25 protein-coding genes are annotated in these 21,387 nt (G+C 65.5%); 15 read left to right on the top strand and 10 right to left on the bottom strand.

Going from position 1 to position 21,387, the window contains the following annotated elements; all coding sequences use genetic code 11:
• The 6 genes from AC1DEY_RS14305 (at window position 1) to AC1DEY_RS14280 (ending at window position 5,177) form a co-directional block, all read left to right on the top strand.
• A complete protein-coding gene (locus AC1DEY_RS14305) occupies window positions 1–822 on the top strand; it encodes an IclR family transcriptional regulator (protein WP_476868511.1) in 822 nt (273 codons plus the stop codon).
• A gap of 174 nt (window positions 823–996) precedes the next feature.
• Entirely contained in the window at window positions 997–2,127 is a 1,131-nt protein-coding gene (locus tag AC1DEY_RS14300; protein WP_476868510.1) for a cupin domain-containing protein, read from the top strand.
• A complete protein-coding gene (locus AC1DEY_RS14295; RefSeq protein WP_476868509.1) occupies window positions 2,124–2,960 on the top strand; it encodes a fumarylacetoacetate hydrolase family protein in 837 nt (278 codons plus the stop codon). The genes AC1DEY_RS14300 and AC1DEY_RS14295 overlap by 4 nt, the downstream gene beginning before the upstream one ends.
• Window positions 2,960–3,709: a maleylpyruvate isomerase family mycothiol-dependent enzyme gene (locus tag AC1DEY_RS14290; RefSeq protein ID WP_476868508.1), complete on the top strand. Its 750-nt coding sequence runs from the start codon at window positions 2,960–2,962 to the stop codon at window positions 3,707–3,709. The genes AC1DEY_RS14295 and AC1DEY_RS14290 overlap by 1 nt, the downstream gene beginning before the upstream one ends.
• Window positions 3,700–3,870 carry a hypothetical protein gene (locus AC1DEY_RS14285; RefSeq protein ID WP_476868507.1) on the top strand — a complete coding sequence of 57 codons (171 nt, stop codon included), beginning with the start codon at window positions 3,700–3,702 and terminating at the stop codon, window positions 3,868–3,870. Before AC1DEY_RS14290 ends, AC1DEY_RS14285 begins: the two co-directional genes overlap by 10 nt.
• Window positions 3,871–3,977: 107 nt before the next feature.
• The gene (locus AC1DEY_RS14280) at window positions 3,978–5,177 is read left to right on the top strand and encodes a luciferase domain-containing protein (protein ID WP_476868506.1); all 1,200 of its coding nucleotides are present in this window, start codon (window positions 3,978–3,980) and stop codon (window positions 5,175–5,177) included.
• A 42-nt stretch (window positions 5,178–5,219) separates the two neighbouring features.
• On the opposite strand, the gene AC1DEY_RS14275 is transcribed toward AC1DEY_RS14280, so the two are convergent.
• Window positions 5,220–5,561, bottom strand: a complete 342-nt coding sequence (locus AC1DEY_RS14275) for a hypothetical protein (RefSeq protein ID WP_476868505.1) — start codon at window positions 5,559–5,561, stop codon at window positions 5,220–5,222.
• Between the two features lie 85 nt (window positions 5,562–5,646).
• Between AC1DEY_RS14275 and AC1DEY_RS14270 the strand changes: the two genes are divergently transcribed.
• The 4 genes from AC1DEY_RS14270 (at window position 5,647) to AC1DEY_RS14255 (ending at window position 9,293) form a co-directional block, all read left to right on the top strand.
• Window positions 5,647–6,225 carry a TetR/AcrR family transcriptional regulator gene (locus AC1DEY_RS14270; RefSeq protein WP_476868504.1) on the top strand — a complete coding sequence of 193 codons (579 nt, stop codon included), beginning with the start codon at window positions 5,647–5,649 and terminating at the stop codon, window positions 6,223–6,225.
• 282 nt (window positions 6,226–6,507) lie between these two features.
• Window positions 6,508–7,326 (top strand): CPBP family intramembrane glutamic endopeptidase, encoded by an 819-nt coding sequence (locus AC1DEY_RS14265; protein ID WP_476868503.1) that lies wholly within the window; start codon window positions 6,508–6,510, stop codon window positions 7,324–7,326.
• A 182-nt stretch (window positions 7,327–7,508) separates the two neighbouring features.
• Complete coding sequence (locus AC1DEY_RS14260) at window positions 7,509–8,447, top strand: methyltransferase family protein (RefSeq protein WP_476868502.1); 939 nt, start codon at window positions 7,509–7,511, stop codon at window positions 8,445–8,447.
• A 366-nt stretch (window positions 8,448–8,813) separates the two neighbouring features.
• Window positions 8,814–9,293 carry a hypothetical protein gene (locus AC1DEY_RS14255; RefSeq protein WP_476868501.1) on the top strand — a complete coding sequence of 160 codons (480 nt, stop codon included), beginning with the start codon at window positions 8,814–8,816 and terminating at the stop codon, window positions 9,291–9,293.
• 655 nt (window positions 9,294–9,948) lie between these two features.
• Here the strand turns inward: AC1DEY_RS14255 and AC1DEY_RS14250 are convergent.
• Window positions 9,949–10,338, bottom strand: coding sequence for a hypothetical protein (locus AC1DEY_RS14250; RefSeq protein WP_476868500.1), 390 nt, complete (start codon window positions 10,336–10,338; stop codon window positions 9,949–9,951).
• Between the two features lie 202 nt (window positions 10,339–10,540).
• On the opposite strand from AC1DEY_RS14250, the gene AC1DEY_RS14245 reads away from it, so the two are divergent.
• The 4 genes from AC1DEY_RS14245 (at window position 10,541) to AC1DEY_RS14230 (ending at window position 13,016) form a co-directional block, all read left to right on the top strand.
• A complete protein-coding gene (locus tag AC1DEY_RS14245) occupies window positions 10,541–10,915 on the top strand; it encodes a hypothetical protein (protein ID WP_476868499.1) in 375 nt (124 codons plus the stop codon).
• Window positions 10,912–11,988: a PEP/pyruvate-binding domain-containing protein gene (locus AC1DEY_RS14240; RefSeq protein WP_476868498.1), complete on the top strand. Its 1,077-nt coding sequence runs from the start codon at window positions 10,912–10,914 to the stop codon at window positions 11,986–11,988. Before AC1DEY_RS14245 ends, AC1DEY_RS14240 begins: the two co-directional genes overlap by 4 nt.
• On the top strand, window positions 11,985–12,584 hold the full coding sequence (locus tag AC1DEY_RS14235; RefSeq protein ID WP_476868497.1) for a hypothetical protein: 600 nt from the start codon (window positions 11,985–11,987) through the stop codon (window positions 12,582–12,584). The genes AC1DEY_RS14240 and AC1DEY_RS14235 overlap by 4 nt, the downstream gene beginning before the upstream one ends.
• Before the next feature lie 99 nt (window positions 12,585–12,683).
• Window positions 12,684–13,016, top strand: a complete 333-nt coding sequence (locus AC1DEY_RS14230) for a hypothetical protein (RefSeq protein WP_476868496.1) — start codon at window positions 12,684–12,686, stop codon at window positions 13,014–13,016.
• Between the two features lie 105 nt (window positions 13,017–13,121).
• On the opposite strand, the gene AC1DEY_RS14225 is transcribed toward AC1DEY_RS14230, so the two are convergent.
• The 5 genes from AC1DEY_RS14225 to AC1DEY_RS14205 form a co-directional block, all read right to left on the bottom strand.
• Entirely contained in the window at window positions 13,122–13,709 is a 588-nt protein-coding gene (locus AC1DEY_RS14225) for a TetR/AcrR family transcriptional regulator (RefSeq protein ID WP_476868495.1), read from the bottom strand.
• Between the two features lie 98 nt (window positions 13,710–13,807).
• Window positions 13,808–14,386: a histidine phosphatase family protein gene (locus AC1DEY_RS14220; RefSeq protein WP_476868494.1), complete on the bottom strand. Its 579-nt coding sequence runs from the start codon at window positions 14,384–14,386 to the stop codon at window positions 13,808–13,810.
• Window positions 14,387–14,446: 60 nt separating this feature from the next.
• Window positions 14,447–15,199, bottom strand: a complete 753-nt coding sequence (locus tag AC1DEY_RS14215; RefSeq protein WP_476868493.1) for a lytic transglycosylase domain-containing protein — start codon at window positions 15,197–15,199, stop codon at window positions 14,447–14,449.
• A gap of 94 nt (window positions 15,200–15,293) precedes the next feature.
• The gene (locus AC1DEY_RS14210; RefSeq protein ID WP_476868492.1) at window positions 15,294–15,596 is read right to left on the bottom strand and encodes a DUF4193 domain-containing protein; all 303 of its coding nucleotides are present in this window, start codon (window positions 15,594–15,596) and stop codon (window positions 15,294–15,296) included.
• Window positions 15,597–15,721: 125 nt separating this feature from the next.
• The gene (locus AC1DEY_RS14205) at window positions 15,722–16,630 is read right to left on the bottom strand and encodes a LysR family transcriptional regulator (protein WP_476868491.1); all 909 of its coding nucleotides are present in this window, start codon (window positions 16,628–16,630) and stop codon (window positions 15,722–15,724) included.
• A 69-nt stretch (window positions 16,631–16,699) separates the two neighbouring features.
• Between AC1DEY_RS14205 and AC1DEY_RS14200 the strand changes: the two genes are divergently transcribed.
• Complete coding sequence (locus AC1DEY_RS14200; protein ID WP_476868490.1) at window positions 16,700–17,611, top strand: EamA family transporter; 912 nt, start codon at window positions 16,700–16,702, stop codon at window positions 17,609–17,611.
• A 458-nt stretch (window positions 17,612–18,069) separates the two neighbouring features.
• On the opposite strand, the gene AC1DEY_RS14195 is transcribed toward AC1DEY_RS14200, so the two are convergent.
• From AC1DEY_RS14195 to AC1DEY_RS14185, 3 genes are all read right to left on the bottom strand, one after another.
• On the bottom strand, window positions 18,070–18,612 hold the full coding sequence (locus tag AC1DEY_RS14195; protein ID WP_476868489.1) for a GNAT family N-acetyltransferase: 543 nt from the start codon (window positions 18,610–18,612) through the stop codon (window positions 18,070–18,072).
• 386 nt (window positions 18,613–18,998) lie between these two features.
• Window positions 18,999–20,402, bottom strand: a complete 1,404-nt coding sequence (locus tag AC1DEY_RS14190; RefSeq protein ID WP_476868488.1) for an LLM class flavin-dependent oxidoreductase — start codon at window positions 20,400–20,402, stop codon at window positions 18,999–19,001.
• Window positions 20,399–21,346: a TauD/TfdA dioxygenase family protein gene (locus tag AC1DEY_RS14185; RefSeq protein ID WP_476868487.1), complete on the bottom strand. Its 948-nt coding sequence runs from the start codon at window positions 21,344–21,346 to the stop codon at window positions 20,399–20,401. The genes AC1DEY_RS14190 and AC1DEY_RS14185 overlap by 4 nt, the downstream gene beginning before the upstream one ends.
• Window positions 21,347–21,387 lie beyond the last annotated feature (41 nt).

Genomic DNA, 21,387 nt, shown 5'->3' with positions numbered 1-21,387 from the left:
GTGCAGAATACTCCATCGGCCCGATCCACCCGTAAGCCCGTCCAGAAGCGGCCGACCTATTCCATCGAGGCAGTGGACAACGCGCTGCAGCTGCTCCAGCTCCTGCGCGACGGCGGCGCCTTGCGTCTCAAGGACGCCGCGGCCGAGCTGGGCGTTGCACCCTCGACCGCGCACCGACTGCTGGCGATGCTGGTCTACCGGGGCTTCGCCGTGCAGGACGAAACGCGCCGCTATGTCCCGGGCCCGGCAATGGGGGTCGGGCCGGCCGGGCTGAGCTGGACCCGGCTGCTCCGATCCATCGCCCAGCCCCATATGGAACTCCTGTCCGCACGGCTGAACGAGACAGTGAATCTGATGGTTCGGGTGGGGACCAAGGTGCGGTTCCTGGCCACCGTCGAGGGCAGCAATGTGCTGCGCGTGGGTGACCGGCAGGGGACGGTAATGCCCGCCAACAAAACCTCCGGCGGGAAGGCCATGCTCGCGGAGCTGGAGCCGCCGATGATCGAGCAGCTGTTCCGCAGCCACAACGCRGAGATTGGCGGCGACACCATCCCGGATGACGAATTTCCGGCGTTCCTGCGGGAACTTGAGTCCATCCGCGGCAACGGCTTCGCAGCCAACTTCGAAGGCACGGAGGAAGGTGTAAGCGCCCTGGGGATGGCCCTGCACAACCGGCACGGAATAGTTGTTGGCGCGCTCAGCGTCGCCACTCCAGCCACCCGTTTCCGCAGGGTGTTCGACGCCGGGCTCGTCCCCGCCCTGCGGGAAACCTGCCGGCAGCTGGAGATCGACATCGCGGCCAACCCGGCGGAGCCGGACTGACGACCACCCAACTGACTCGCAGTTGAGGCCGTTTTGAGGGCCCATAACCGCCCCTGCTGCGAGTCAGCTGGGCTGCAGGGAATTCTGACCAGCAGAATATGTTGGGGATCACACGGATGAATCTTTAGTGTCGAACTACGCCAAGAACTGTTCTGACCTATCGAGGAGGCCCACGTGTCCATCAGCGCTGAGAACACGACTCATGAATCAGTGGCCGCGGGGCTTACTGCTCCGGAGCCGACACCTGAAGAGGCTGCCCAGCTGCAGGAGCTGTACCGGGATTTTGACCGGGAGAACCTGATTCCGCTGTGGACCGAGATCGCGGACCTGATGCCCATGGTCCCGACTCCCAAGGCGGTGCCCCACGTCTGGCGGTGGAGCGACCTGTACCCGCTGGCCGCCCGCGCCGGGGACCTGGTTCCCGTGGGCCGTGGCGGGGAACGCCGCGCCATTGCCCTCGCCAACCCGGGCCTGGCCGGGACGCCGTACGCCACCCCAACGCTGTGGGCTGCCATCCAGTATCTCGGGGCCCGCGAGACTGCCCCGGAGCACCGGCACTCGCAGAACGCCTTCCGCTTCGTCGTCGAGGGCGAAGGCGTCTGGACCGTGGTGAACGGGGACCCGGTCCGGATGTCCCGCGGTGACTTCCTGCTGACCCCGGGCTGGAACTTCCACGGCCACCACAACGACACCGATGAACCGATGGCCTGGATCGACGGCCTGGACATCCCGTTCGTGCACTATGCCGACGCCGGCTTCTTCGAGTTCGGCACCGAGCGCGTCACCGACGAGGCCACTCCGGACATCTCCCGCTCGGAGCGGCTCTGGGCCCACCCGGGGCTGCGCCCGCTCTCCGGGCTGGATGACACCACGAGCTCCCCCATCGCCGCGTACCGCTGGGAACACACGGACCGGGCTCTGCGCGAGCAGCTCCTGCTCGAGGACGAGGGCCACCCGGCCACCGTGTCCCAGGGCCACGCCGCCGTCCGCTTCACCAACCCCACCACCGGCGGTGACGTCATGCCGACCATCCGGGCTGAATTCCACCGCCTCCGCGCCGGCGCCTCCACCGAGAGCCTCCGCGAGGTCGGCTCCAGCGTCTGGCAGGTCTTCGAAGGCTCCGGCACCGTGGTCCTGAACGGCGAGACGAGGAACCTGGCGAAGGGCGACCTCTTCGTCGTCCCGTCCTGGCAGGAATGGTCGCTGCAGGCGGGGACCGAATTCGATCTCTTCCGCTTCAGCGACGCCCCCATTTTCGAACGGCTGAACTTCAACCGCACCTACATCGAAGGACGCAACAAATGAGACTCCTGACCCTCCGCACTGACAACGGAACCGGCACCGGGACCGTGGCTGTCCGCCAGGACGGCGACACCCTGACCGAAATCGACGGCTTTGCCGACGTCGGGGAGCTGCTCCGCACCGCGGACTGGGAAGCGACGGCCAAGGCCGCCAACGGCGCAACCCACGCGCTCGACGGCGCCGACCTGGCCGCCGTCGTCCCCTCCCCCGGCAAGATCATCTGCGTGGGCCACAACTACCGCAACCACATCAAGGAAATGGGCCGGGAGGTCCCCGAGTTCCCCACCCTGTTCGCGAAGTACGCCGAATCCCTGATCGGTCCCAACGATGACCTTGCCCTGCCGCAGGAATCCGACGCCGTGGACTGGGAGGCCGAACTCGCCGTCGTGATCGGCAAGAAGGGCCGCCGGATCAGCGAAGCCGACGCGTCTGACCACATCGCCGGGTATGCCGTGCTGAACGATGTGTCCATGCGTGACTACCAGTTCCGCACCATCCAGTGGCTGCAGGGCAAGACCTGGGAAAAGTCGACCCCGTTCGGCCCTGCCCTGGTCACCAAGGACGAATTCCGTGCCGGGCCGCTGATGACCTCCGAGGTCGACGGCGAAGTCCAGCAGCAGACCCCCACGGGCGACCTCGTCTTCACCCCCGAGTACCTGGTCTCCTACATTTCCACGATCATCACGCTGAATCCGGGCGACGTGATCGCCACCGGCACCCCCGGCGGCGTGGGCCACGCCCAGGACCCCAAGCGCTACCTGCAGGAGGGCCAGATCCTGGTCACCACCATCGAGGGACTGGGTCAGCTGAAGAACCGCGTGGTCAAGGAAGCCTGATGGTTGCCCGCCAGGACCTGACGACGGACCCGGAGCTGCTTGCGGCGCTGCTGCAGGCGCGCCGGGGCACGGCGTTCTTCGCCCGCAAGCTCAATGAGCTCTCCGACGCGGAGCTCGACGGCGACTCGCTGCTGCCGGGCTGGACCCGCCGCCACATCACGGCGCATATCGGCTACAACGCCCGGGCCATCGCACGGCTGGTCGAGTGGGCGGCCACCGGGGTGGAAACCCCCATGTATGCCTCGACCGGGGTCCGCAACCATGAGATCGATTTCGGCGCCACGCTGAGCCCGATCGCGCTGCGGAACCTCTTCGACCACTCCGCGGTGCATTTGAGCGTCGAGTGGCGGGACCTGCCCGGGGACGCCTGGCATAACAGGGTCCGCACCATCCAGGGCCGGGAAGTCCCTGCCACCGAAACGGTCTGGATGCGCAGCCGCGAAGTCTGGATGCACGCCATCGACCTCGACAATGGGGCCTCGTTCGCCGACATCCCTGCACCGGTGCTGGAGCGGCTCCTGGCGGACATCACGGGCGCCTGGAAAATCCGGGGCACCGACGCGGGCCTGGTGGTGAAGGTGGCAGGCTCAGGTTTGTCGTTCGGCGACACCACCGCCGCTGACCCGACGATCATCACCGGGGCCCTGCCCGGCGTCGTCGAATGGGCCGCCGGCCGCGGCACCAGCGGCGTGAGTGCGAGTGGCCCGGCCGCCAACGGCACGGTGCCGGCCGCGCCGAAGTGGATCTAGGCCCCATCTCCGTTGGGTTCGCGACGCTGGCGGACCTGGACGGGATCGAAGCCGGCGCATTCGATGCGTTCGACGTGAACCCTGCGAGCGTGGCGGTGTACCACCTCGGCAATAACGGGACGGCCCGCCAACTGCTCAAGGCATGGCCACTCAGCACCTAGGGCCTCAACGACACCCGAAATAGTTGACGGGGAATACCCGACGCTTCATGATAGTTGAAGCTTCAATAAACAGTCCTGTGCTCACTCCCCCTCACCCAGGAGCTTTCATGCGAATCCCCGAGACGCCCACGGTCGTGGGCGACCCCTCCCTCAGCGCTTCACCCGTGGTGGCGACCGCCGGATCAGCCGACCCGTTGGCGCCCCTGGTGGTGCTCCTGCATGGGCGCGGCTCAAGTGAGCGCGAAATCATTGCCCTGGCTGACCAGCTGCCGCCGGGTGCCGCCTATGCGGCAGTCCGGGCCCCTATTGCCGAAGGCGGCGGCTATGCATGGTTTGCCAACCGCGGCATCGGCCGCCCGGTTGCCGAGTCGCTGGCCGCCACCATGTCCTGGTTCCGAACCTGGCTCGATGCCGCTGCCCCGGACGGACGGCCCGTGGTGCTCGTCGGCTTCAGCGGGGGCGCGGCTTTCGCCGGCGGACTGCTGCTTGCAGATCCGGCACGTTTTGACGGAGCCGCCATCCTGTACGGGACTTTGCCGTTCGACGCCGGCGTCCCTGTCACGCCGGCCCGGTTGACCGGACTACCGGTGTTCGTCGCCCAGGGCGACCAGGACAGGATTATTCCGCCAGAGCTGCTGGAGCGCACGTGGCAGTACCTGCTCACGGATTCCGCAGCCGCCGCCTATGCGCGCCGCGATCCCGGCGGGCACCACATCAGCGCTCAGACGCTCGGTGAACTCGGCGGCTGGATCCACGAGCGCTTTTCGTTCCTTACGCGGCCCGGGGCGCGCGACCGCACCGCAAACAGCACCCACTGGTCGGCGCTGCCCGGGGGGCACCTGCCGGTGAGGGCCGGCCAGCGCCCGGCCGTGTCGTGGACCATCCCGCAGGAACAACTCAGTGACAACGCGCCACTTGAGCTTCAGGAAAGATTGTTCGACCGGATACGCTCGCTCGCCGGCGTCGCGACGTCGCAGTCAGCGATCTCCGTTCCGGGTGCGCGCGGCCTCAAGGTGAAGCCCGGGGCTGATGCCCCGGCCGATGCGTTCCTGGTTCCCTCGGTTGGGGAGTTTGCCCACCAGCACCCGCCCTACGACGGCTCGCTCCACCTGGCCCTTCCGCCCGAACTGGTGGCCGACGCCGTTGCCAAGGGCTGGGCGGCGGCCCATCCGTTGGCCGGCATCCGGCTGGCTCGAGGCATGGTCATGGTCTACGGGCCGCGGGACGACAGCGAGCTGGAGGTTGTCGCGGCGATGGTGGCCACCAGCCATGGCTACGCCACCGGGGCCGACGCCGAAGAGTTCTGACGGTTCACCGGGACGTGACGCCCAGTGCCTTCCCGAAGATGATCATGCGCCGCGGCGTTCCCCGCCAGCGGACCTGTTCCATTTCGTGGCGCGGCGCGCCCGGGCGCGTGCCGCGGCCCGGCTTAGCCGCGCCTGGATCCGGAGGAGCCGGGGCACCGCAAGGTAGACGGCAGTGGGAACCACCACGAGGGTGAGCGCAAACGCCCGAAGGACCGGAGGCCACTCCGGCACCAATGCAGCCAGCGCGCTCATCCCGATGGCGGCCAGCGGAAAAATCGCCAGCCACGTCACCGCGGCCCTGACATGGACGGATGCGATGCCGGCGGTCCGATGATGATCTACGCCCGTTTCGTCGGCGGCAAGCGCTTTGCCCTCGTGTTCCACTCAATCTCCAAACGTCTGGTTGGAAACGATGCTACGGAGCCGCGCCGCCCAAAAGCAAACGAACGGTTGGAGATAGGATGGGGCCATGGCCTGGGACACTGACGCGACGCGGGAGAAGATCCTCGCGGCCGCCATTGCCGAATTTTCAGAGCGTGGCTTCTCCGGCGCGCGGATCCACCAGATTTCGAAGAGTTCGGGGTGCAACCGCGAACGGATCTACTTCTACTTCGGCGACAAGGCCCAACTCTTCGAAGCGGCGCTCACCCGCCAACTCGCCACGGCCCTGGACGGCCTCCCGGTTATCGGCTCGGGACCTGCTGCGATCGCCGATTTCGCGGGACGGTACTTTGACTTTTCCAGGAGCCCCCCCGGTCTCGCGCGGCTCACGTTTTGGGAGGGGCTTGAGCTGGGCCATCCGGTCGGCGCAGAAGCTCGCGCCCTCCGCTCAGCAGACAAGGTGGCCGAGATCCGTCGCGCGCTGCCCACGGCGAGCGAGAGGGCAGCGGAAGACCTGCTGCTCACAATCGTGACACTCTGCCACGCATGGGCATCGAGCCCGAACGTCCACCTTGTGATCACCGGAGCGGCGGACGAGGAACGCAGGCGCGTGGCCATCATGCGAACCAGCGAACTGCTCGCCCATGACGCCGCGGACGCACAGTAGGCACAGATGCAGTAGGCACAGGCGGGCTCAGCCCAGGCGGACGACGGGGTGTCGCCTTCATCGCCGGTGAATGTCTTGCGGTCGACGGTGATCAGCAGCAGGGCAACCGGGGCGATCAGGACCGCCACACCGGCGGCCCAGAGTGAAGACCATCGAGTAGCCTCCAGAGAGCGCCGCCGGCAACATACCGCCGGCCGGAGCGGGCACCAGCCCCTCCCGAATCGCCCATGCTTTCGCCGTTTCGTGGTTTCGTGCCACGGACTGCCCTGACATGCTTGTGGGGTGTCCACTATCTCGACGGAAACACCCCGGACCGCGCTCAGCTGGAAACTGGTGCCGGCGGCGCTTGTTTCCACGTCCGGTGTGCTGCTGTTTGGCGTCCAAAATGACGCTCTTGGCTACGGTACTCTCGCGGCTGGCCTGGCGACGGCGGCCTTCATCGACCGCGGGTTGATGCGGCACCTCGTGCTCATTGCGGCGGGAATGGTCATCATCAGCGCGGTTCCTCTGAACGCCGATTTGAGCATCCGGCACATGGTCCTCATGGGTGGCGCCCTCGCCCTGGCCGTGCTGGTGCCGTGGCTGGTGTCGCGTTTCCTTTACGGCGAGGAGATCATCAGGTTTCCGGTGAACACCGGCCGGAAGTGGCCGCTCGCCGCGAAGCTGTACCTGGTTGGCGTGGCGGCGCTCGGATATTTCATTCTGCCCGTGTATCTGATCAGTACCGGGGTCTACCAAAACTGGCCGGACGCGTCCGATCCGGCAATCTTTTGGCGGCTTTTCCTGGGAGTGAACGCCGTTGGCATCTGGGACGAGTTGTTCTTCATCTGCACAACTTTCACGCTGCTGCGGCAACACTTTCCAGACTGGCTGGCCAACGTCCTGCAGGCCGTGGTTTTCTCCTCGTTCCTCTGGGAGATCGGCTATCAGGCCTGGGGACCGCTGTTGACGTTCCCCTTCGCGCTGCTGCAGGGCTATACCTTCAGGCTGACGAAGTCCTTCACCTACGTCGTGTCAGTACATCTGATCTTCGACTTTGTCCTGTTTCTCGCGCTGGTGCACGCACACAACCGGGACTGGCTGCCCATCTTCTTGTACTGACGTGGCGGCCCGCCGTGCAGCCAGGCTCCCCGGCCACTGCGGTCAGATTCGGTAGGCTGACGCCAGCCCGTCATCGAGCGGGAAGCGCCTGCTGGATTTCCATCGACAGGCCTGCGGGGACTATTGGTGGTGGGGTTGAGTCGGTGACAGGTTTTGCGCGGTGGGGGCGAACCTATTTCGYCATGCAGGCGATTGGCGGCATCTCCTGGTGGACCGCAGTGTTCCTCGTGCCCGGGGTGCGCGAGGCGACCCTAGGGAATCTGGACCCGGCCGCCGTCGCGGTCTTCGACATTCCGCTCTTCGTCGTGGCCTCGGCCGTGGCGGCATGTGGCGTCAGGGCTGCCGCGGTGGTGAGCGCCGGCTGGACAAGCGTCGTCGCCGTCGCACTGGCGGTGTACGCCACGTTCACAACCGAAGCGGGCTGGGGCGTACTGAGCATGGGTGCTGCTGCCGCATGTTCGGTGATCGCGCTCTGCGCCCACTTGCTGGGACGCGTACCGACCACGTGGATCATCCGCGGCCCCTTCGCATTCCGCCCCGCCGTCACCCGCTCAACCGCCGCAACCCACGTGGCGTCAACATTCGGGCAGATCGTCCTGTTCTGGGGGTTCTTCCTCGTGGTGGTTCCGTGGGCCATAACGGTTCTTGAGCAGCGCTGGGCGGTGTCGCTCCCGTTCCCTCCGGGTGCGGGGCCTGTCGGGGTCGCAGTTCTCCTACTCGCCAGCGGTCTTGGCATCTGGTCGGCCCTGGTGATGTCGACCCTGGGAGAGGGCACGCCGCTGCCGTCGGCGATGCCGAACCGTCTGGTCATCGCAGGTCCGTATCGCTGGATTCGGAATCCTATGGCGGTAGCGGGCATCGTCCAAGGCACCGCGGTCGGCCTGATCTTGCAGTCATGGCTTGTGATCGCCTACGCGGTCGTGGGCTCGCTGGTGTGGAACTACGTCATCAGGCCGCTTGAGGAATCTGACCTCAAAGAACGGTTTGGCGAAGAATTCCAGCACTACCGCGACACGGTGCGCTGCTGGATCCCGCGGGTGCCGACGTCTCAGCGTTCAAAGGGACTATGGAGACGTCTTTCCGAGACATACGAGAGGCCGGCTTTCTCACGCCGCCGCTAAACCTGCCTCGGCCAGTGTCTTGAAAAACCGTAGTATTCCAAGGCGTCCACGTGGCCAGACTTCGCAGGAATCTAGGTTGCAATTAGCGCCCCCTCACAGTGCATTTCACCGTACGGGTCATACGTACATTGCCCTCTTCGGCGCCGGACCAGGAGCCGTGGAAGTAGGGAGAGTGCTGTCAGGGACCGGCTAACGGGCGCCGGGCAAGTGCGGAGCGTTCGTTGCCGCGCGTGGTGGCCACCTGCCAAAGTGCTCGCATGGAATATCAACGCCGCCGCACGGTGGAGGCAATCGCCTGACATTGGAGTGCAGTGGTGGCCGTGGTCGAAACGATTGAGCTTCCCCGGGTGTGCACCGTGTGGAATAGTGCCATCCATAACCTTGGGGGTAGAAGTGATGAAGTGCAGACGTTTGCTGGACCTCGCAGTCGCGATTTCCCTTGTAGCGGTTCCGCTTACGGGATGCGCGGGGCAACAGCCAGAACGCGGGAACCCGCAATCTTTTGACTCCATTGATGAGGCCTATGCTGCCGTCGATAACGTCCTGGGCTGTGATACTAAACCCGATGGCGATCCGGTTGTTCCTATGGGCGATGGCATTCCTCTCACTTCGGCGCAGAGACTTTGTTCAGAAAAAATTCAGATAGATCTCTATCCGAATCAGGACGCCCTTGAGAAGAGCTATCAAATATGGTCTGACTCAAAACAGGGAAAGATCCCTCTCGTTCGGGGAAGTAATTGGATGGTTGTTGACCTCAGCCAAATCGCGAGTGGCCAGCCATCAAGCGTTAACATCGAACGTTTGGCCGAGAAACTGAATGGCCAGTACGCCATCGTCGGCACGTAACCGGTACACCCCGAGAACGTCCGTCCGCAAATTCCTTGACCAGATACTCTGCAGCCGCGCGCCCGGTGAAGGATCCACAACTGTGCCGCGTAATGCCTGCCCCTGCGATCAGGACTAGGTCTTGGGCAAGGCAGCAGAGTGGCTCGGTTTAGGACGATTAGTTCGTGCGAACTTGGGGTCTTGCGTGGCTGCCCATCGAGGTAACCACGGCGGCTACGGCGGCGGCCAGGGCTGGAATGTAGAACCATCCGATGCTTGCGGAGCCGATGACTACGAAGACAATAAGAACGACAGTAGTCGCGACCGACACTGGAGTCCGCGCGCGTCCTCGTGCGAGGAGAGGTAGCGCGGTCAGGGCCACGGGGATGAGCAACGGCACGAACATAGACGGCCCTCCTGTTTCCAACRGGGTCGGATGGCTAACCTGCTCTGGCCCACCGGACGTTAGTTTTACCTGGGTGTACATGGGAACCAGAAGAGAACCAAGGACGTGATTATCGCGAGTGAGACAGCAAGGACTTGGCGAACATTCCAAGTATCCGGATGACGTTTCATATGACTCCCCAGATGTAGCTGTGTAGGTCAACGAAAGCACCGTTGGTGTGTTTCCACTAGAGGCCAGTGGGATCGAACAGAACGTCCTGCTTGAGGTTCCTCAAATGGACGGGCTTGTAGGTCGCTTCCTCCTTATTGAGAAGAGAGCTAGGGCGATTCCTGCCGCCGCGATCGGCAGGGCCGTTCTGTACGCGCTGCCCAGATATGTAAGGACCCCACCTAGAGGGTAGGTCGCACCAAGCCACCCGACCGTCACCACCGTAGCCCTTCCGATGGTTGAAAGGGGGTGACCCAGCAGCGCAATAAGCCTCACCGTGAGGCACGAGGCTCCGGCTAGAAGGAATATGAACGCACCGACGAACGCAAGACGGTCGGCGGTAGATGCGCCAGCAAAATTTGCGAAGCCAGTTAGCGCCAGGACGAGTCCCAGAAGCAGCAGCCCGAGTTCCGACGCTAACAGGGCCGGGTGTTCGAAAAGCGGCTTGAGCATGGAACGACCCTAATTGGAGCGGCTACGACTTGCCATACCAACTCCGATTCGGTGAAAACGCTTAAGCTGTCCCGTTTACGGATCGGCCTACGGGCGCAGGTGTGACACCAAGGGATCACAGAACACCGTCACGAAGCGATCAAATCCACACTGACATCAACAGTGTGTTGACAACAAAGTGTTGATCGCGTGGGATTGATGCATGACTCCGGATGATCGCTCTCTCGCCGATGCTCTCGCTGCTCACCGTGCCGTCTTGGGTGCTGTCGGGGGCGACGGGCTGTCCGAGCGGCCGTGGCAGCATCTTGGGCAGCCGGCGAGCGACTGCGATCTCGTGCGTCTGGCGGCGTGGAAGGCTGCGGATGAGGACGTCGAAGCGGACGTTGTGACGGCTGGGTTGGGGCTGATTGGCGCTGCCCGGGCTGAGCTGGACCAAGTCGAGGCGGGGCTGTTGTTCGCCGCGAGGGCTGCGGGCGTCACGTTCCAGCAGCTCGCTGTAGCGCTGGGATTGGGGTCGGGGCAAGCCGCGCAGCAGCGGATGTCGCGCGTGCTCGCCCGCCTGGGTACCCAGTCGTGAACGCGTTCATCCCGCTTCGCGAGGCGAACGCGGCCTGCGGGTCGAAGGCTGGAGTGCTGGGTCAGCTGTTGCGGGCCGGGTTCGCGGTCCCGGATGGATTCGTCCTGCCAGTCGATCCGGACGCGGGCTGGGAGCAGGAACTACCCGGCGTCCTGGACGCGCTGGGCGGCTCCAGCTGCGCTGTGCGGTCTTCGGGGATGGTCGAGGACGGGCACGAGTGGTCGTTTGCGGGCCAGTTCCACACGAGTCTGAGGGTGCTGCCTACCGATGTCGAGACTGAGGTGCGCAGGACAGCTGCTGCTGTGGAGGAGGCGCGCGCATACGCGTCCGCCGTCGGCCAGCCCGCCCSTGACAAGGTGGCTGTCATAGTGCAGCGGATGTTGTCCCCCGCCGCGGCGGGCGTCGCTTTCACGCGCGATCCCGTCACCGGACAACGGATCAGCGTCATCGAGGCTGTCCATGACCTGGGTGACCGGCTCGTATCGGGACAGGGCCACGCGGAGCGGTGGCGAATCACGCCCGGCGACCGGCCTCGGCGCTTGACGGCGCGCATGGTCCTCAATGCCGAACAGGCAACCACGGTGAGCCAGGTCGCCGTATCGGCCGAGGAGCTCCTTGGCGGCCCACAGGACGTGGAGTGGGCGATCGCAGACGATCGGGTGTGGATTCTGCAGGCCCGGCCGATTACCGCAACCTGGACAACCGAACAGGTTCTCGCTGCCCCAAGCCGGGACGCGACGGCAACGGTGGGCCTGATGTTCGGCACGCCTTCGAGTCCGGGCACCGCACGCGGGCGCTTGCGCATCATCGAGGGCCTTGACGACTTCTCCCGGTTCGCCGCCGGTGAGGTGCTGGTATGTCGGGCGACGTCACCGGCTTGGACGCAGCTGCTTGCTCGAGCGGCGGCTGTCGTCACCACGCGCGGTGGGGTGCTGTCGCACGCCGCGATCGTCGCCCGCGAGTTGCGTATCCCTGCCATCACCGACGTCCCCTTCGCCATGGGCCTGCCCGATGGCGTGCTAGTCGACGTCGACGGCACCACCGGAACCATCACCGCAACGGAGACCCGATGACATCACCAGACGACGTCCGGCTCCAGGTCCTTCACACAGTGCGGATCCTCGGCTACGCCGGAACTTCCCCCGTGAGCGAGCGCGCGGGTCTTCCGGCCGCCCAGGTCGACGAAGCCCTGCTCGATGCTCAGGCAGCAGGGCAGGTGATCTGGACCCGGTTCGAGGCCGACGGCGGATGGTCGCTCACCGAAGCTGGCAAAGCAGAGGGCGAGAAACTCCTGGCCGAGGAGCTGGAGCGCGCCGGCGCCCGTGTCGTGGTGCAGTCCGTGATGACCGAGTTCGAATGGCTCAACCATCAGGTCACCGACGCCTGCACACGCTGGCAGTTGGCCGAGATGGGCATCGCCGAAACGGGCATGAGCCTCGCCGAGACCATCAAGGAACTCGCCCGGGTCGGGGAAGCATGGGCGATGCTCGAAGAGGCGTTGGTGCGCCGCTTGCCGCGGTTCGATGGCTACCACGAACGATTTAGCGTGGCTGTCGATCTCGCCTCGAGCGATCCCGCGTGGGTGACAGGGACCGGCCGCGAGTCCGCGCACCGAGTCTGGTTCGAACTTCACGAAGACCTCCTTGCCACACTCGGCCGCTCCCGCTGACGTGGGTGTTCCAAGCAGGCGCAAGAGCGAGCAACGACTGATGGCAGCGGGCAGCCGGGTTGAGCTCTTCGCGGCTATACGTCAATGTCGAATCGCGCCTTGCAGCGCAAGCACGGGGTCGGGTACCGCACGGTCGCTGCTGCGTTGGATCCGGCGTGGCCGAAGGCCAAGAAGCCGTCGCCCATGCGCGGGTCACGGCTCGATTCGTACCGAGACGTGATCGACGGCTGGTTGCGTGACGATCTCGATGCGCCGCGGAAGCAGCGGCATACGGCCAAGCGAATCTTCGACCGGCTGCTGGACGAGACCGCCCTGACCCCGCTGATCGCGTTGCCCGCCATGGGCTGGCTCTTCCTCCGGACCCTTCGCGAGCCGACGCCTCCACATCAAGTGACGACGGACGTAACTGCGGCAGCGAAGGCGTCCGCATAAGCAACCACAACTCCCGCCTCAGCATCAATTATCGAGGCTAGGAATGCCGCCATTTAGGGCTGCGATGCACGGACAGCGCCGGACTCAGAGCCTGGTGCTTCGTGCTCAATCAGTGAGCAGGAAGCACCAGTTTTCGACCATCAGATCCAGCGACATATCACGGTCCACGGTCCAGCCGAGCCGCATCCAGCGCCGTGAGAAGAATTCCAGTTCGCCGAAAGCCAGCGCGCACCGCACACGGCGGCTGGTTGGCTCAAACCGCCCGGCCCGGTCGAGGCCTGCCTGCATGTCATCGATCGCCGAGTCGAACCACTGGTCCAGGGCCGCCTGGATGTCCGGTTCGCTGGCCGCCGCCTGGTGGGCCGCCACTACGTAAGGGCGGATATCGGCCCACTGGTCGAACTTCCGGGCGAGCCAGGCCCTGATCAGTTCGCGGTCCCCGGATTCCACCACCGAATGCAGCGGCGGGACATCCGCCTCGGTCAGCATCTCGTTGGACCGCTCGACGAGCGACCGCATGAGCTGCGCCTTGGACGGAAAATGCGCGTAGAAAGTGGCCCGGGTGGTGCCGACGGCAACGGCGATGTCATCCACCGTGGTGGCGGCATACCCCTTCTCTTCGAAGAGCTCCAGCCCCTTCTCGCGCAACAGCCGGCGGGTCATCTGCTTCTGAGCTTCTCGAATGCTTGCCACTCCCCCAGATTAGTGCAGGACTCACAGCGGCCTTTCACTTGACGCGCTGTGTAGCTCCGGCCACGGCAGGCGGAGGGGAGATGGTCGCCCGGATCGCCCTAGACGGCGGCCATGACCCGCTCGCCGTTGAAGTATTCGAGCTCCCAGCCGTCAACGGCATGGTGGTGGGCCAGATTGAGCACTGCGTTGTCGATGCTTTCCAGGGTGCGGCCAATGGCCAGACTGAGGCTGACCCGCAGCAGCGTGCCGTGGGCGACGGCCAACACCCGCTGGCCGCTGAACTCCTCGGCCAGCGCGTCCAGCGCCGCCAACCCGCGGCTGGCCGCCTCGTCCTCTCCTTCCGCGCCGCGGAAGCCGCCGGGGATGCGCAGTGCCTCCAGTTCCGGTCCGGCCTGAAGCCCCTCAGCGGGTCCGAAGCTGCGCTCGGCAAGTTCCGGCACGCGCCGGGCCACACGGAGCCCCAGCCCGTCGGCAATCAGGTCGGCGGTTTCGGCGGCACGGCTCAGCGGCGAGGACACGACGGCATCCCAGCAGTAGCCCGACAGGACGGCGGCGGCGTCGCGCGCCTGGCCGCGGCCGACGTCGTTGAGCGGAATGTCGGTGGACCCCTGAAGGCGGCGCTGCGCATTCCAGTCGGTCTGGCCATGGCGAACAAGGGCAAAAGTCGTCAGGGTCATGCCGTCCATTCTGCCCTGACCTCGGGCGGTCTCCATCATCAGTGCGTCAGCGGCACGATATTATCCCGCGGTGCCGGCCTGAGCGGCGTAGCCGGTGGCCCGGTCGCGGACCTTGTTCACGTACGAATCCGACTGGTTGTAGGAGTAGATGGCGTCGGACCAGCCACTTGCGGTGGTGAGGTCACCGCCGTGGGCGCACAGGTACGAGGCGGCAGTCAGCGCGGCGTCGTCAATGTTGAACGGGTCGGCTTTTCCGTCTCCGTTGCCATCCCGTCCGGCGAGCTGCCACGTGGAGGGGATGAACTGCATGGGCCCGACGGCGTGATCCCAGCGGGCGTCACCGTCCAGGGCACCGCCGTCGGTATCAGGGATGGAGGCAAAGCCGTCGCCATTAAGGCTGGGCCCAACAATTGGCCCGCTCGCCTGCCCGGTGGCGGTCAGGCTTCCGCCGCCGTACGTGCCGTGGGCGGTCTCGACGAAGCCAACGGCCGCCACCGTATTCCAGCCGATCCCGCACGTCGGAGCGGTTTCATTGGCCGTACCGGCCGCAGCCACGTAGGCCTGGAGCGCGCGGGCAGGGATCCCGGTCCGCGCCGCGGCCTCGACGAGCCACTGGGCATCCGCGCTCCGGGTGACGTTCACCGCGGGGATGATGCCGCTGGACAACGTGGCCAGTTTTGCCTCCGCTCGCGGCGGTGCGGGCAACGCTCCCCGGGCTTCCGCGCCGGAGAACCGGAGCGCCCAAAACAAGAAGCCGGTGATGACGCAGAAAACGAACAGGCCCAGGACCACAAGGCGTTTCAGACGCAGCACGGACTAGCAGGACCTGCCGCGTACCTTGGCGACCTGCGGATCCATAGCCGGGAGGCAACTCGCCCCGGCGCCGGATACGTGCAAAGCCATCGCCCTAGCCTTCACATTCAACGCAGTAAGCGTGGCCGTTCTTTTCGCGCGCCACTTGGGACCGGTGCCGGACCAGGAAACAGGAGTAGCAGGTAAATTCGTCCTGCGCCTGCGGGATGACCTGGACAACAAGCTCCTCGGCGACGAACTCACCTCCCGGGGTGATCGCATCGTCAAAGGCATCGGCTTCATCCAGCTCACGGACAACGCTGCGGGCATCCGGGGCGTTGGCGGATTGGAGCGCCTGCAGGGAATTGTCCTGCGACTCCTTGACGTCGGATCGGACTTCGTCGTAATCGGTTGCCACGGGGGTGACTCTCATTCCTATGTTTAGTTCTGACGGGAAGCCAACGTACACCATTGCGCGCCTCGCCGCGGCATATGAACTGCGGCACCCCCGCTGCAGGCCTCAGGCCGAGCGGGAAATGGCCGCTAATGGCCCGGGTGCGACTTTCCTGGCCCGTTCCCGGGCGGCCGGGGGGCAGGGTGTTCGGCGAACGCTTCCCGGGCCAAGCGCGCAAACCCGGCTAGCAGGACTGATGGGTCGTCCTTCCAGGATGCAAGGAACACTGATATCGGTGCGGCGTCGCGGACTGGCTTGTAGACAACCCCGGCGCGTTGGTATTGCGCGGCGGTGGCCTCGGAGGACATGCCCATGGCCTTGCCTGTGGAGATCAGCGTCAGCCAGTCGTCCACGCTCTGGACGGGGCGCAGCGATGAAGGCTGGGAGTCCGGACCCCAAAGGTCCCCGGCAGTGGTTCCGGTCCGGCTGTCGATGGCGACGCTTCGCCCGGCAAAGTCCGCCATGCGCAGGAAGCGCCGGCGGGCCAGCGGATCCGTCGCGGCGACGGCCGCAACCCGGCGTTCCGTTCCGATCAGCGCCTCCGTGAAGCGGGGGTCGTGGAGCCGGCGTCGGACGACGGCGACGTCGACGGATCCGTCCGCAAGGCCGGCCGCTGCGGAGTTCGACTGCACCCAGATAAGCTGCGCTGCCGTGTTTTCTTCCTCCCAGCGGCGCTGCAGCGCTATGGTCCGGCTGCCCAGCGCGGACCAGGCGTAGCCGACCCTCAGCTCACCGGCATGATCCCTCGCGGCCACTTCGAGCAACCTGGCTTCATCAAGGACCCGCCGTGCATGTTCGATGATGCGTTTCCCTGCCGCCGTCGGGGTCACGCTGCGCGTGGTTCGCTGAAAGACGCGCACTCCCAGGGTGCGTTCCAGTGCCGCGACAGATCGGGAGATGCTTGCCTGGGACGTGCCCAAAGTGATCGCTGCGTCGGTGAATGTCCGGGCGTCGTCGACTGCTACGAGCGCCCGGAGATGGCGCAGCTCAAGATTCATACGGTCATCGTATAGAAACGTCACGGCAAGCATTTATAGGTTTGAAGATTTCGCCCCACACTTTGGGTTATGGAGGCATACACAGAGGACGGTTTGGGCCCGGACCGCGGCCGGTCGGCTCAATCCCAACCGCGGTTTTTCGGCGGCCTGTTGACCATGACGGGCAGCGGACTCAGCAATCAGATCGGGGCGGGAATCGGAGCGCACGCTTTCCCGGTCCTCGGACCCGCGGGGGTGGTCGCCGTGCGCCAGCTCGTGGCCGCGGCCGTGCTTTTGACTGCGGCCCGGCCGCCGCTCCATCGCTTTACGTGGAAACAGTGGTGGCCGGCACTCCTGCTGGGCGGAACGATCGCCCTGATGAACATTTGTCTCTACGTGGCCATCCAACGGATCGGGCTGGGGCTGGCTGTCACCCTGGAATTCCTGGGCCCGCTTGCAATCGCCCTCCTCCGGTCCGGGTCCAAACTCGACCTGGTGTGCGGGCTGTGCGCCGGCACCGGCGTCTACATCCTGGTGCTGCCCGGATCCTCGAGCGACTTCCTGGGCATTGGAATCGCCGTGGCCGGCGCAGCCTGCTGGGCGGCCTACATCCTGCTGAACGGGGTGGTAGGCCGGCGACTGCCCGGACTCCAAGGCCCGGCAGCTGCGACCTCGGTTTCCTTGCTGTTCTACTTGCCAGTGGTCGGCTATCTGGTCGCGGCGGGGTCCCTGACCGGCCCGGCCCTGTTGTTTTCGGTGATTGCCGGAGTGCTGTGCTCAGTCATCCCGTACGCCGCAGACGTGGTGGCGCTCCGTCACGTCAGGCCGGCATTCTTCGGCGTGTACATGAGCATCAATCCGCTGCTTGCGGCTCTCTCGGGGATGATCGTGCTGCGGCAGATCCTCGCTGTTCACGAATGGCTGGGTATCGGCATCATTGTCGCCACCAACGCGGCTGCCATCCTGCTGGCCAGCACGAAGCGGAGCGCATCCAGGTCCTGAGGCTGGGGTGTGTCTCTCTCCAGAAACAGCGGTGCAAGAGCATTCAGTGGAATGATGGCGGCCGGGGTCAGCCCTGCGAAATCTCGCCGGGTGGACGATCACCCTTCCCCGCTGGCTTCTGCATCCCGAGGATCAGGAATGTGACGCCCATAGTGAGGAACGCAATCCAGGCCGTGGTTCCAAGGAAGATCATTGTGATCGCAACGGCGAGGAAAACGATTCCGATGGGCAGGAATGCCGTGCCCCGGCTTCTCTTCGCTCGGCCGTCGGACTCCGACCTGGGCTTTCTTTCATCGCTCATTTGGCCGACGCTACGTGGGTGGACGGGGAACCGCAAACGCTACGGCAAAAGCTCCGCGCCCGAACGGATGGCTGGGATGTCCGGAATCCGGCACACAAATCACCAATTGAGCGGGAGCCCGCCGGACCGCATTGCCCTCGGATATGAGTTAGACACTTTAGTCGTGGAGGACTACCTGGTAGAGGTAGTGGTCTTGCCATTTGCCCGCAATCTGAAGGTATCGCGGCGCCATACCAATCTGCTGGAACCCGGCCTTTAGGAGCACCCGCTGCGAACCAACATTGTGCAGCAGAGTGCTCGCCTCGATGCGGTGCAGTCCGAGTTCGTCACGTGCCATTTCGACTAGCATCTGGACCGCGGCGGACGCCAGGCCGCGGCCTGCATACGTGCTGTCCACCCAATAACCCAGCCCCGCACTCTGGAGCGGGCCGCGCACGATTCCAGCCACGTTAAATCGACCGACGAGTGTATTGCCAGCAAACAAGCCGAGCGGATACCCCTCCCCTGCTTCATGCGCAACCAGGCGGCTGGCAATGTCGGCAGCCTGCCAAGTCTCGGTGTAGTACTCCTCGGGTCGTACCGGCTCCCAGGGGGAAAGGTACGCGCGGTTGCGTACATATGCCGCGGCAAGGGCTGCCGCATCACTCTCGCGCAGTACGCGCATGTTGACGCTTTCACTAAGTTGGCGCGATTCAATCATCGCTCGACAAGGATCCTTTACGGTGAGGGAACTTCAAGGACACTGGGAGCGCCCGGACACTTCCAGTCGAAGAGGTCAGAGGTGGGATCAACTGCCAGATAGAACGAACCGGTAACAGTCCGCATCAGGGGATCGTCCCCGCCGATAGCTGGTTGGTCCCGTTGCGCCATAACAATCTCCCCATCCCAGTGACTGCACTCTGCAAGGAGCGGCCATCTTCCGCGTCCCATGACCGACTGATTATGGCAGTTTGTGCGGGGCCGGCGGCGACCACTGCGGCCATCGTCGCCCGTGGCGCGACGTGACGAAGCCCCGGACAGCTGTTGCCGCCCGGGGCTTCCAGTCACGCGCGTCGGGTCCTGAGCCGGACTCCGAACCCGCTCGAATCAGCGTTCCGAGACCAGCAGGCCGCCTCGCGGTGCACCGAGGTTTCCACCAGGACTGCCCTCAAGGCTGGACAGTCCGGCCGCAACGAAGGTGTTGGCCGGCCGCGGGAGCCCATAGTGTTCGCGGAGGGTCCGTCCGGTGTATTCGCGCCGGAAGAGTCCGCGGTCCCGCAGGATCGGGATGACGTGGTCCACGAACGCGTCCAGGCCGGACGGGAGCACGGGCGGCATGATGTTGAAGCCGTCCGCTGCCCCGGCCAGGAACCATTCCTGGATGGCGTCGGCCACCTGCTCGGGGGTCCCGGAGAAGGTGCGGTGTCCGCGGCCACCGCCGAGGCGGCCGATGAGCTGGCGCACGGTCAGGCGTTCCCGCCGGGCGAGGTCCACGATCAGGGTGTATCGGCTCTTGGCGCCCTCAATCTCGTCCTCGGACGGCAGGTCCTCCGGCAGTTCGGCGTCCAGGGCCAGCGACTCCGGCGAGACCTTCAGGACCCCGGCGAGTTGCCGTCTGGCGTGGTCGGGGTGGATGAGCTCGTCGAGTTGCTGTTCCAGGCGCCGGGCCTCGGCCTCGGTGGACCCGATGACCGGAACGATGCCCGGAAGCATCTTGATGGTTTCCGGGTCCCGGCCTGCCGCGGCGGTCCGTTGCTTCAGGTCGGCGTAGAAACGCTGCGCGTCGGGCAAGGTCTGCTGGGCGGTGAATACCGCTTCGGCGTAGCGGGCGGCGAAGTCCTTGCCGTCCTCCGAGGATCCGGCCTGCACAATGACCGGGTGCCCCTGGGCCGAGCGCGGCACATCCAGGGGTCCCTGGACACTGAAATACGTGCCAGAGTGGTTGACCTGGTGGACGCGGGTGCTGTCTCCCCAGATCCCGGCTTCCTTGTCCCCGACGGCTGCCCCGTCCTCCCAGCTGTCCCAGAGCTTGCGGGCGACGTCGAGGAATTCCGCGGCGCGCTCGTACCTCCGGGCGTGGGCAGGCTGGTCCTGCAGCGAGAAATTCCTCGCCGCAGCGTCGCCGGCGGTGGTGACGACGTTCCAGCCGGTACGGCCGCCGCTGATGTGATCCACGGAGGCAAACCGCCGGGCCAGGTTGTAGGGGTCGTTGTAGGTGGTGGAGGCCGTCGCGATGAGCCCGATGCGGTCAGTGACGGCGGCGATGGCTGCCAGCAGCACGGTCGGCTCGAGACTGCCGTAGGGGCGTTGGCCGACGTCGCCGTGCAGCACTGGTGAGTCCGCGAAGAAGATCGAGTCGAACGTGCCCCGTTCCGCCGTCCGTGCCAGCCGCTGGAAGTGCGCGACGTCGGTCCCGGCGAAGCTGTCGCTTTCCGGCAGCCGCCACGAGGCTTCGTGGTGGCCGGTGCTCATGAGGAAAGCGTTCAGGTGCAGCTGCCGTTCGCCGCTCACAGCGGGGCTCCGGAGACGTCTGCGGGAAGGACAACCGTTTCGGAATAGGTGGAGGAGTCGCCCTGGATGGAGCTGCTGCTGCGGCCATCGATCCCCACGGGAACGTCGCCGGCGACCGTGACCCGGTTCAGCTGGCGGGGTTGGCCGTCGTAGTTGTCGGGGGCGTAATGCTGGGTGATGCGGTTGTCGAAGAGCACCAGCTGGTTCGGTTCCCAGTTAACGCGAACCACGTTCTCCGGGCGCGTGACGTAGGCCTGGAGCAGCCGCAGGATGTCCTTGGATTCGGTGTTGGACAGTCCCACGATGCGCAGCCTTTGGGCAAAGCCGCCGATGAAGAGTCCCCGTTCCCCGGTGAGCGGATGGATCCTGACCACTGGGTGGGCGGTTTCGAAGTGGATCCGGGTGAATTCCTTCCGCCGCTCATCGGCGTTGGCGTGCTCAAGGTTCTTCGGCACGGAGTAGTCGTAGTCGTTGGTGTGGACGGCCCACAAGGTGTCGGCGAAGTTCCGCAGTTCCTCCGGCAGGTCCTGGTAGGCACCTGCCGAGGAGGCGATCAGGGTCTCCCCGCCGTAGGACGGCAGCGTGATGCTGCGCAGGGTGGAGGCCTGCGGCGGGTTGACCACAAACGTGACGTCGGTGTGCCAGTTGTTCGCGCTGCCGTTTTCGCTGTCCACCGGCAGGACCGACGGTTTGCCGTCGACGGACGCCACGGTTGGGTGCGCCTTCGTGAGCGGGCCGAAGCGGCTGGCGAAGCGCACCTGGTCTTCGTCGTCGTGGATGTTGGCGTCCCGGAAGACCAGGGCCTTGTGCGTGTTCAGGGCCGCGCGGATCTGGGCGATCGTGGCGTCGCTGAGGTCGCCGCTGAGGTCCAGGCCGCGGATCTCGGCGCCGATGCGCGCGCTGAGTTTCCGGAATTCGAGGCGGGTTTCGGTAGCTGTCGACATGGTGGTGGTCTCCTTGAAGTGTGGGGGTGGTGAGGTTGGCC

This window comes from Arthrobacter sp. 05T47 (assembly GCF_056395825.1).
Note: the sequence above shows the minus strand (reverse complement) of the source record. Positions and strands in the feature narration are given on the sequence as shown.

Bases quoted from the DNA above. Each gene is read 5' to 3' on its own strand.
- AC1DEY_RS14295 (WP_476868509.1), top strand. From the start codon at position 2,124: ATGAGACTCCTGACCCTCCGCACTGACAACGGAACCGGCACCGGGACC.
- AC1DEY_RS14290 (WP_476868508.1), top strand. From the start codon at position 2,960: ATGGTTGCCCGCCAGGACCTGACGACGGACCCGGAGCTGCTTGCGGCG.
- AC1DEY_RS14280 (WP_476868506.1), top strand. From the start codon at position 3,978: ATGCGAATCCCCGAGACGCCCACGGTCGTGGGCGACCCCTCCCTCAGC.
- AC1DEY_RS14270 (WP_476868504.1), top strand. From the start codon at position 5,647: ATGGCCTGGGACACTGACGCGACGCGGGAGAAGATCCTCGCGGCCGCC.
- AC1DEY_RS14260 (WP_476868502.1), top strand. From the start codon at position 7,509: ATGCAGGCGATTGGCGGCATCTCCTGGTGGACCGCAGTGTTCCTCGTG.
- AC1DEY_RS14250 (WP_476868500.1), bottom strand. From the start codon at position 10,338: ATGCTCAAGCCGCTTTTCGAACACCCGGCCCTGTTAGCGTCGGAACTC.
- AC1DEY_RS14245 (WP_476868499.1), top strand. From the start codon at position 10,541: ATGACTCCGGATGATCGCTCTCTCGCCGATGCTCTCGCTGCTCACCGT.
- AC1DEY_RS14235 (WP_476868497.1), top strand. From the start codon at position 11,985: ATGACATCACCAGACGACGTCCGGCTCCAGGTCCTTCACACAGTGCGG.
- AC1DEY_RS14220 (WP_476868494.1), bottom strand. From the start codon at position 14,386: ATGACCCTGACGACTTTTGCCCTTGTTCGCCATGGCCAGACCGACTGG.
- AC1DEY_RS14205 (WP_476868491.1), bottom strand. From the start codon at position 16,630: ATGAATCTTGAGCTGCGCCATCTCCGGGCGCTCGTAGCAGTCGACGAC.
- AC1DEY_RS14200 (WP_476868490.1), top strand. From the start codon at position 16,700: ATGGAGGCATACACAGAGGACGGTTTGGGCCCGGACCGCGGCCGGTCG.
- AC1DEY_RS14195 (WP_476868489.1), bottom strand. From the start codon at position 18,612: ATGATTGAATCGCGCCAACTTAGTGAAAGCGTCAACATGCGCGTACTG.
- AC1DEY_RS14185 (WP_476868487.1), bottom strand. From the start codon at position 21,346: ATGTCGACAGCTACCGAAACCCGCCTCGAATTCCGGAAACTCAGCGCG.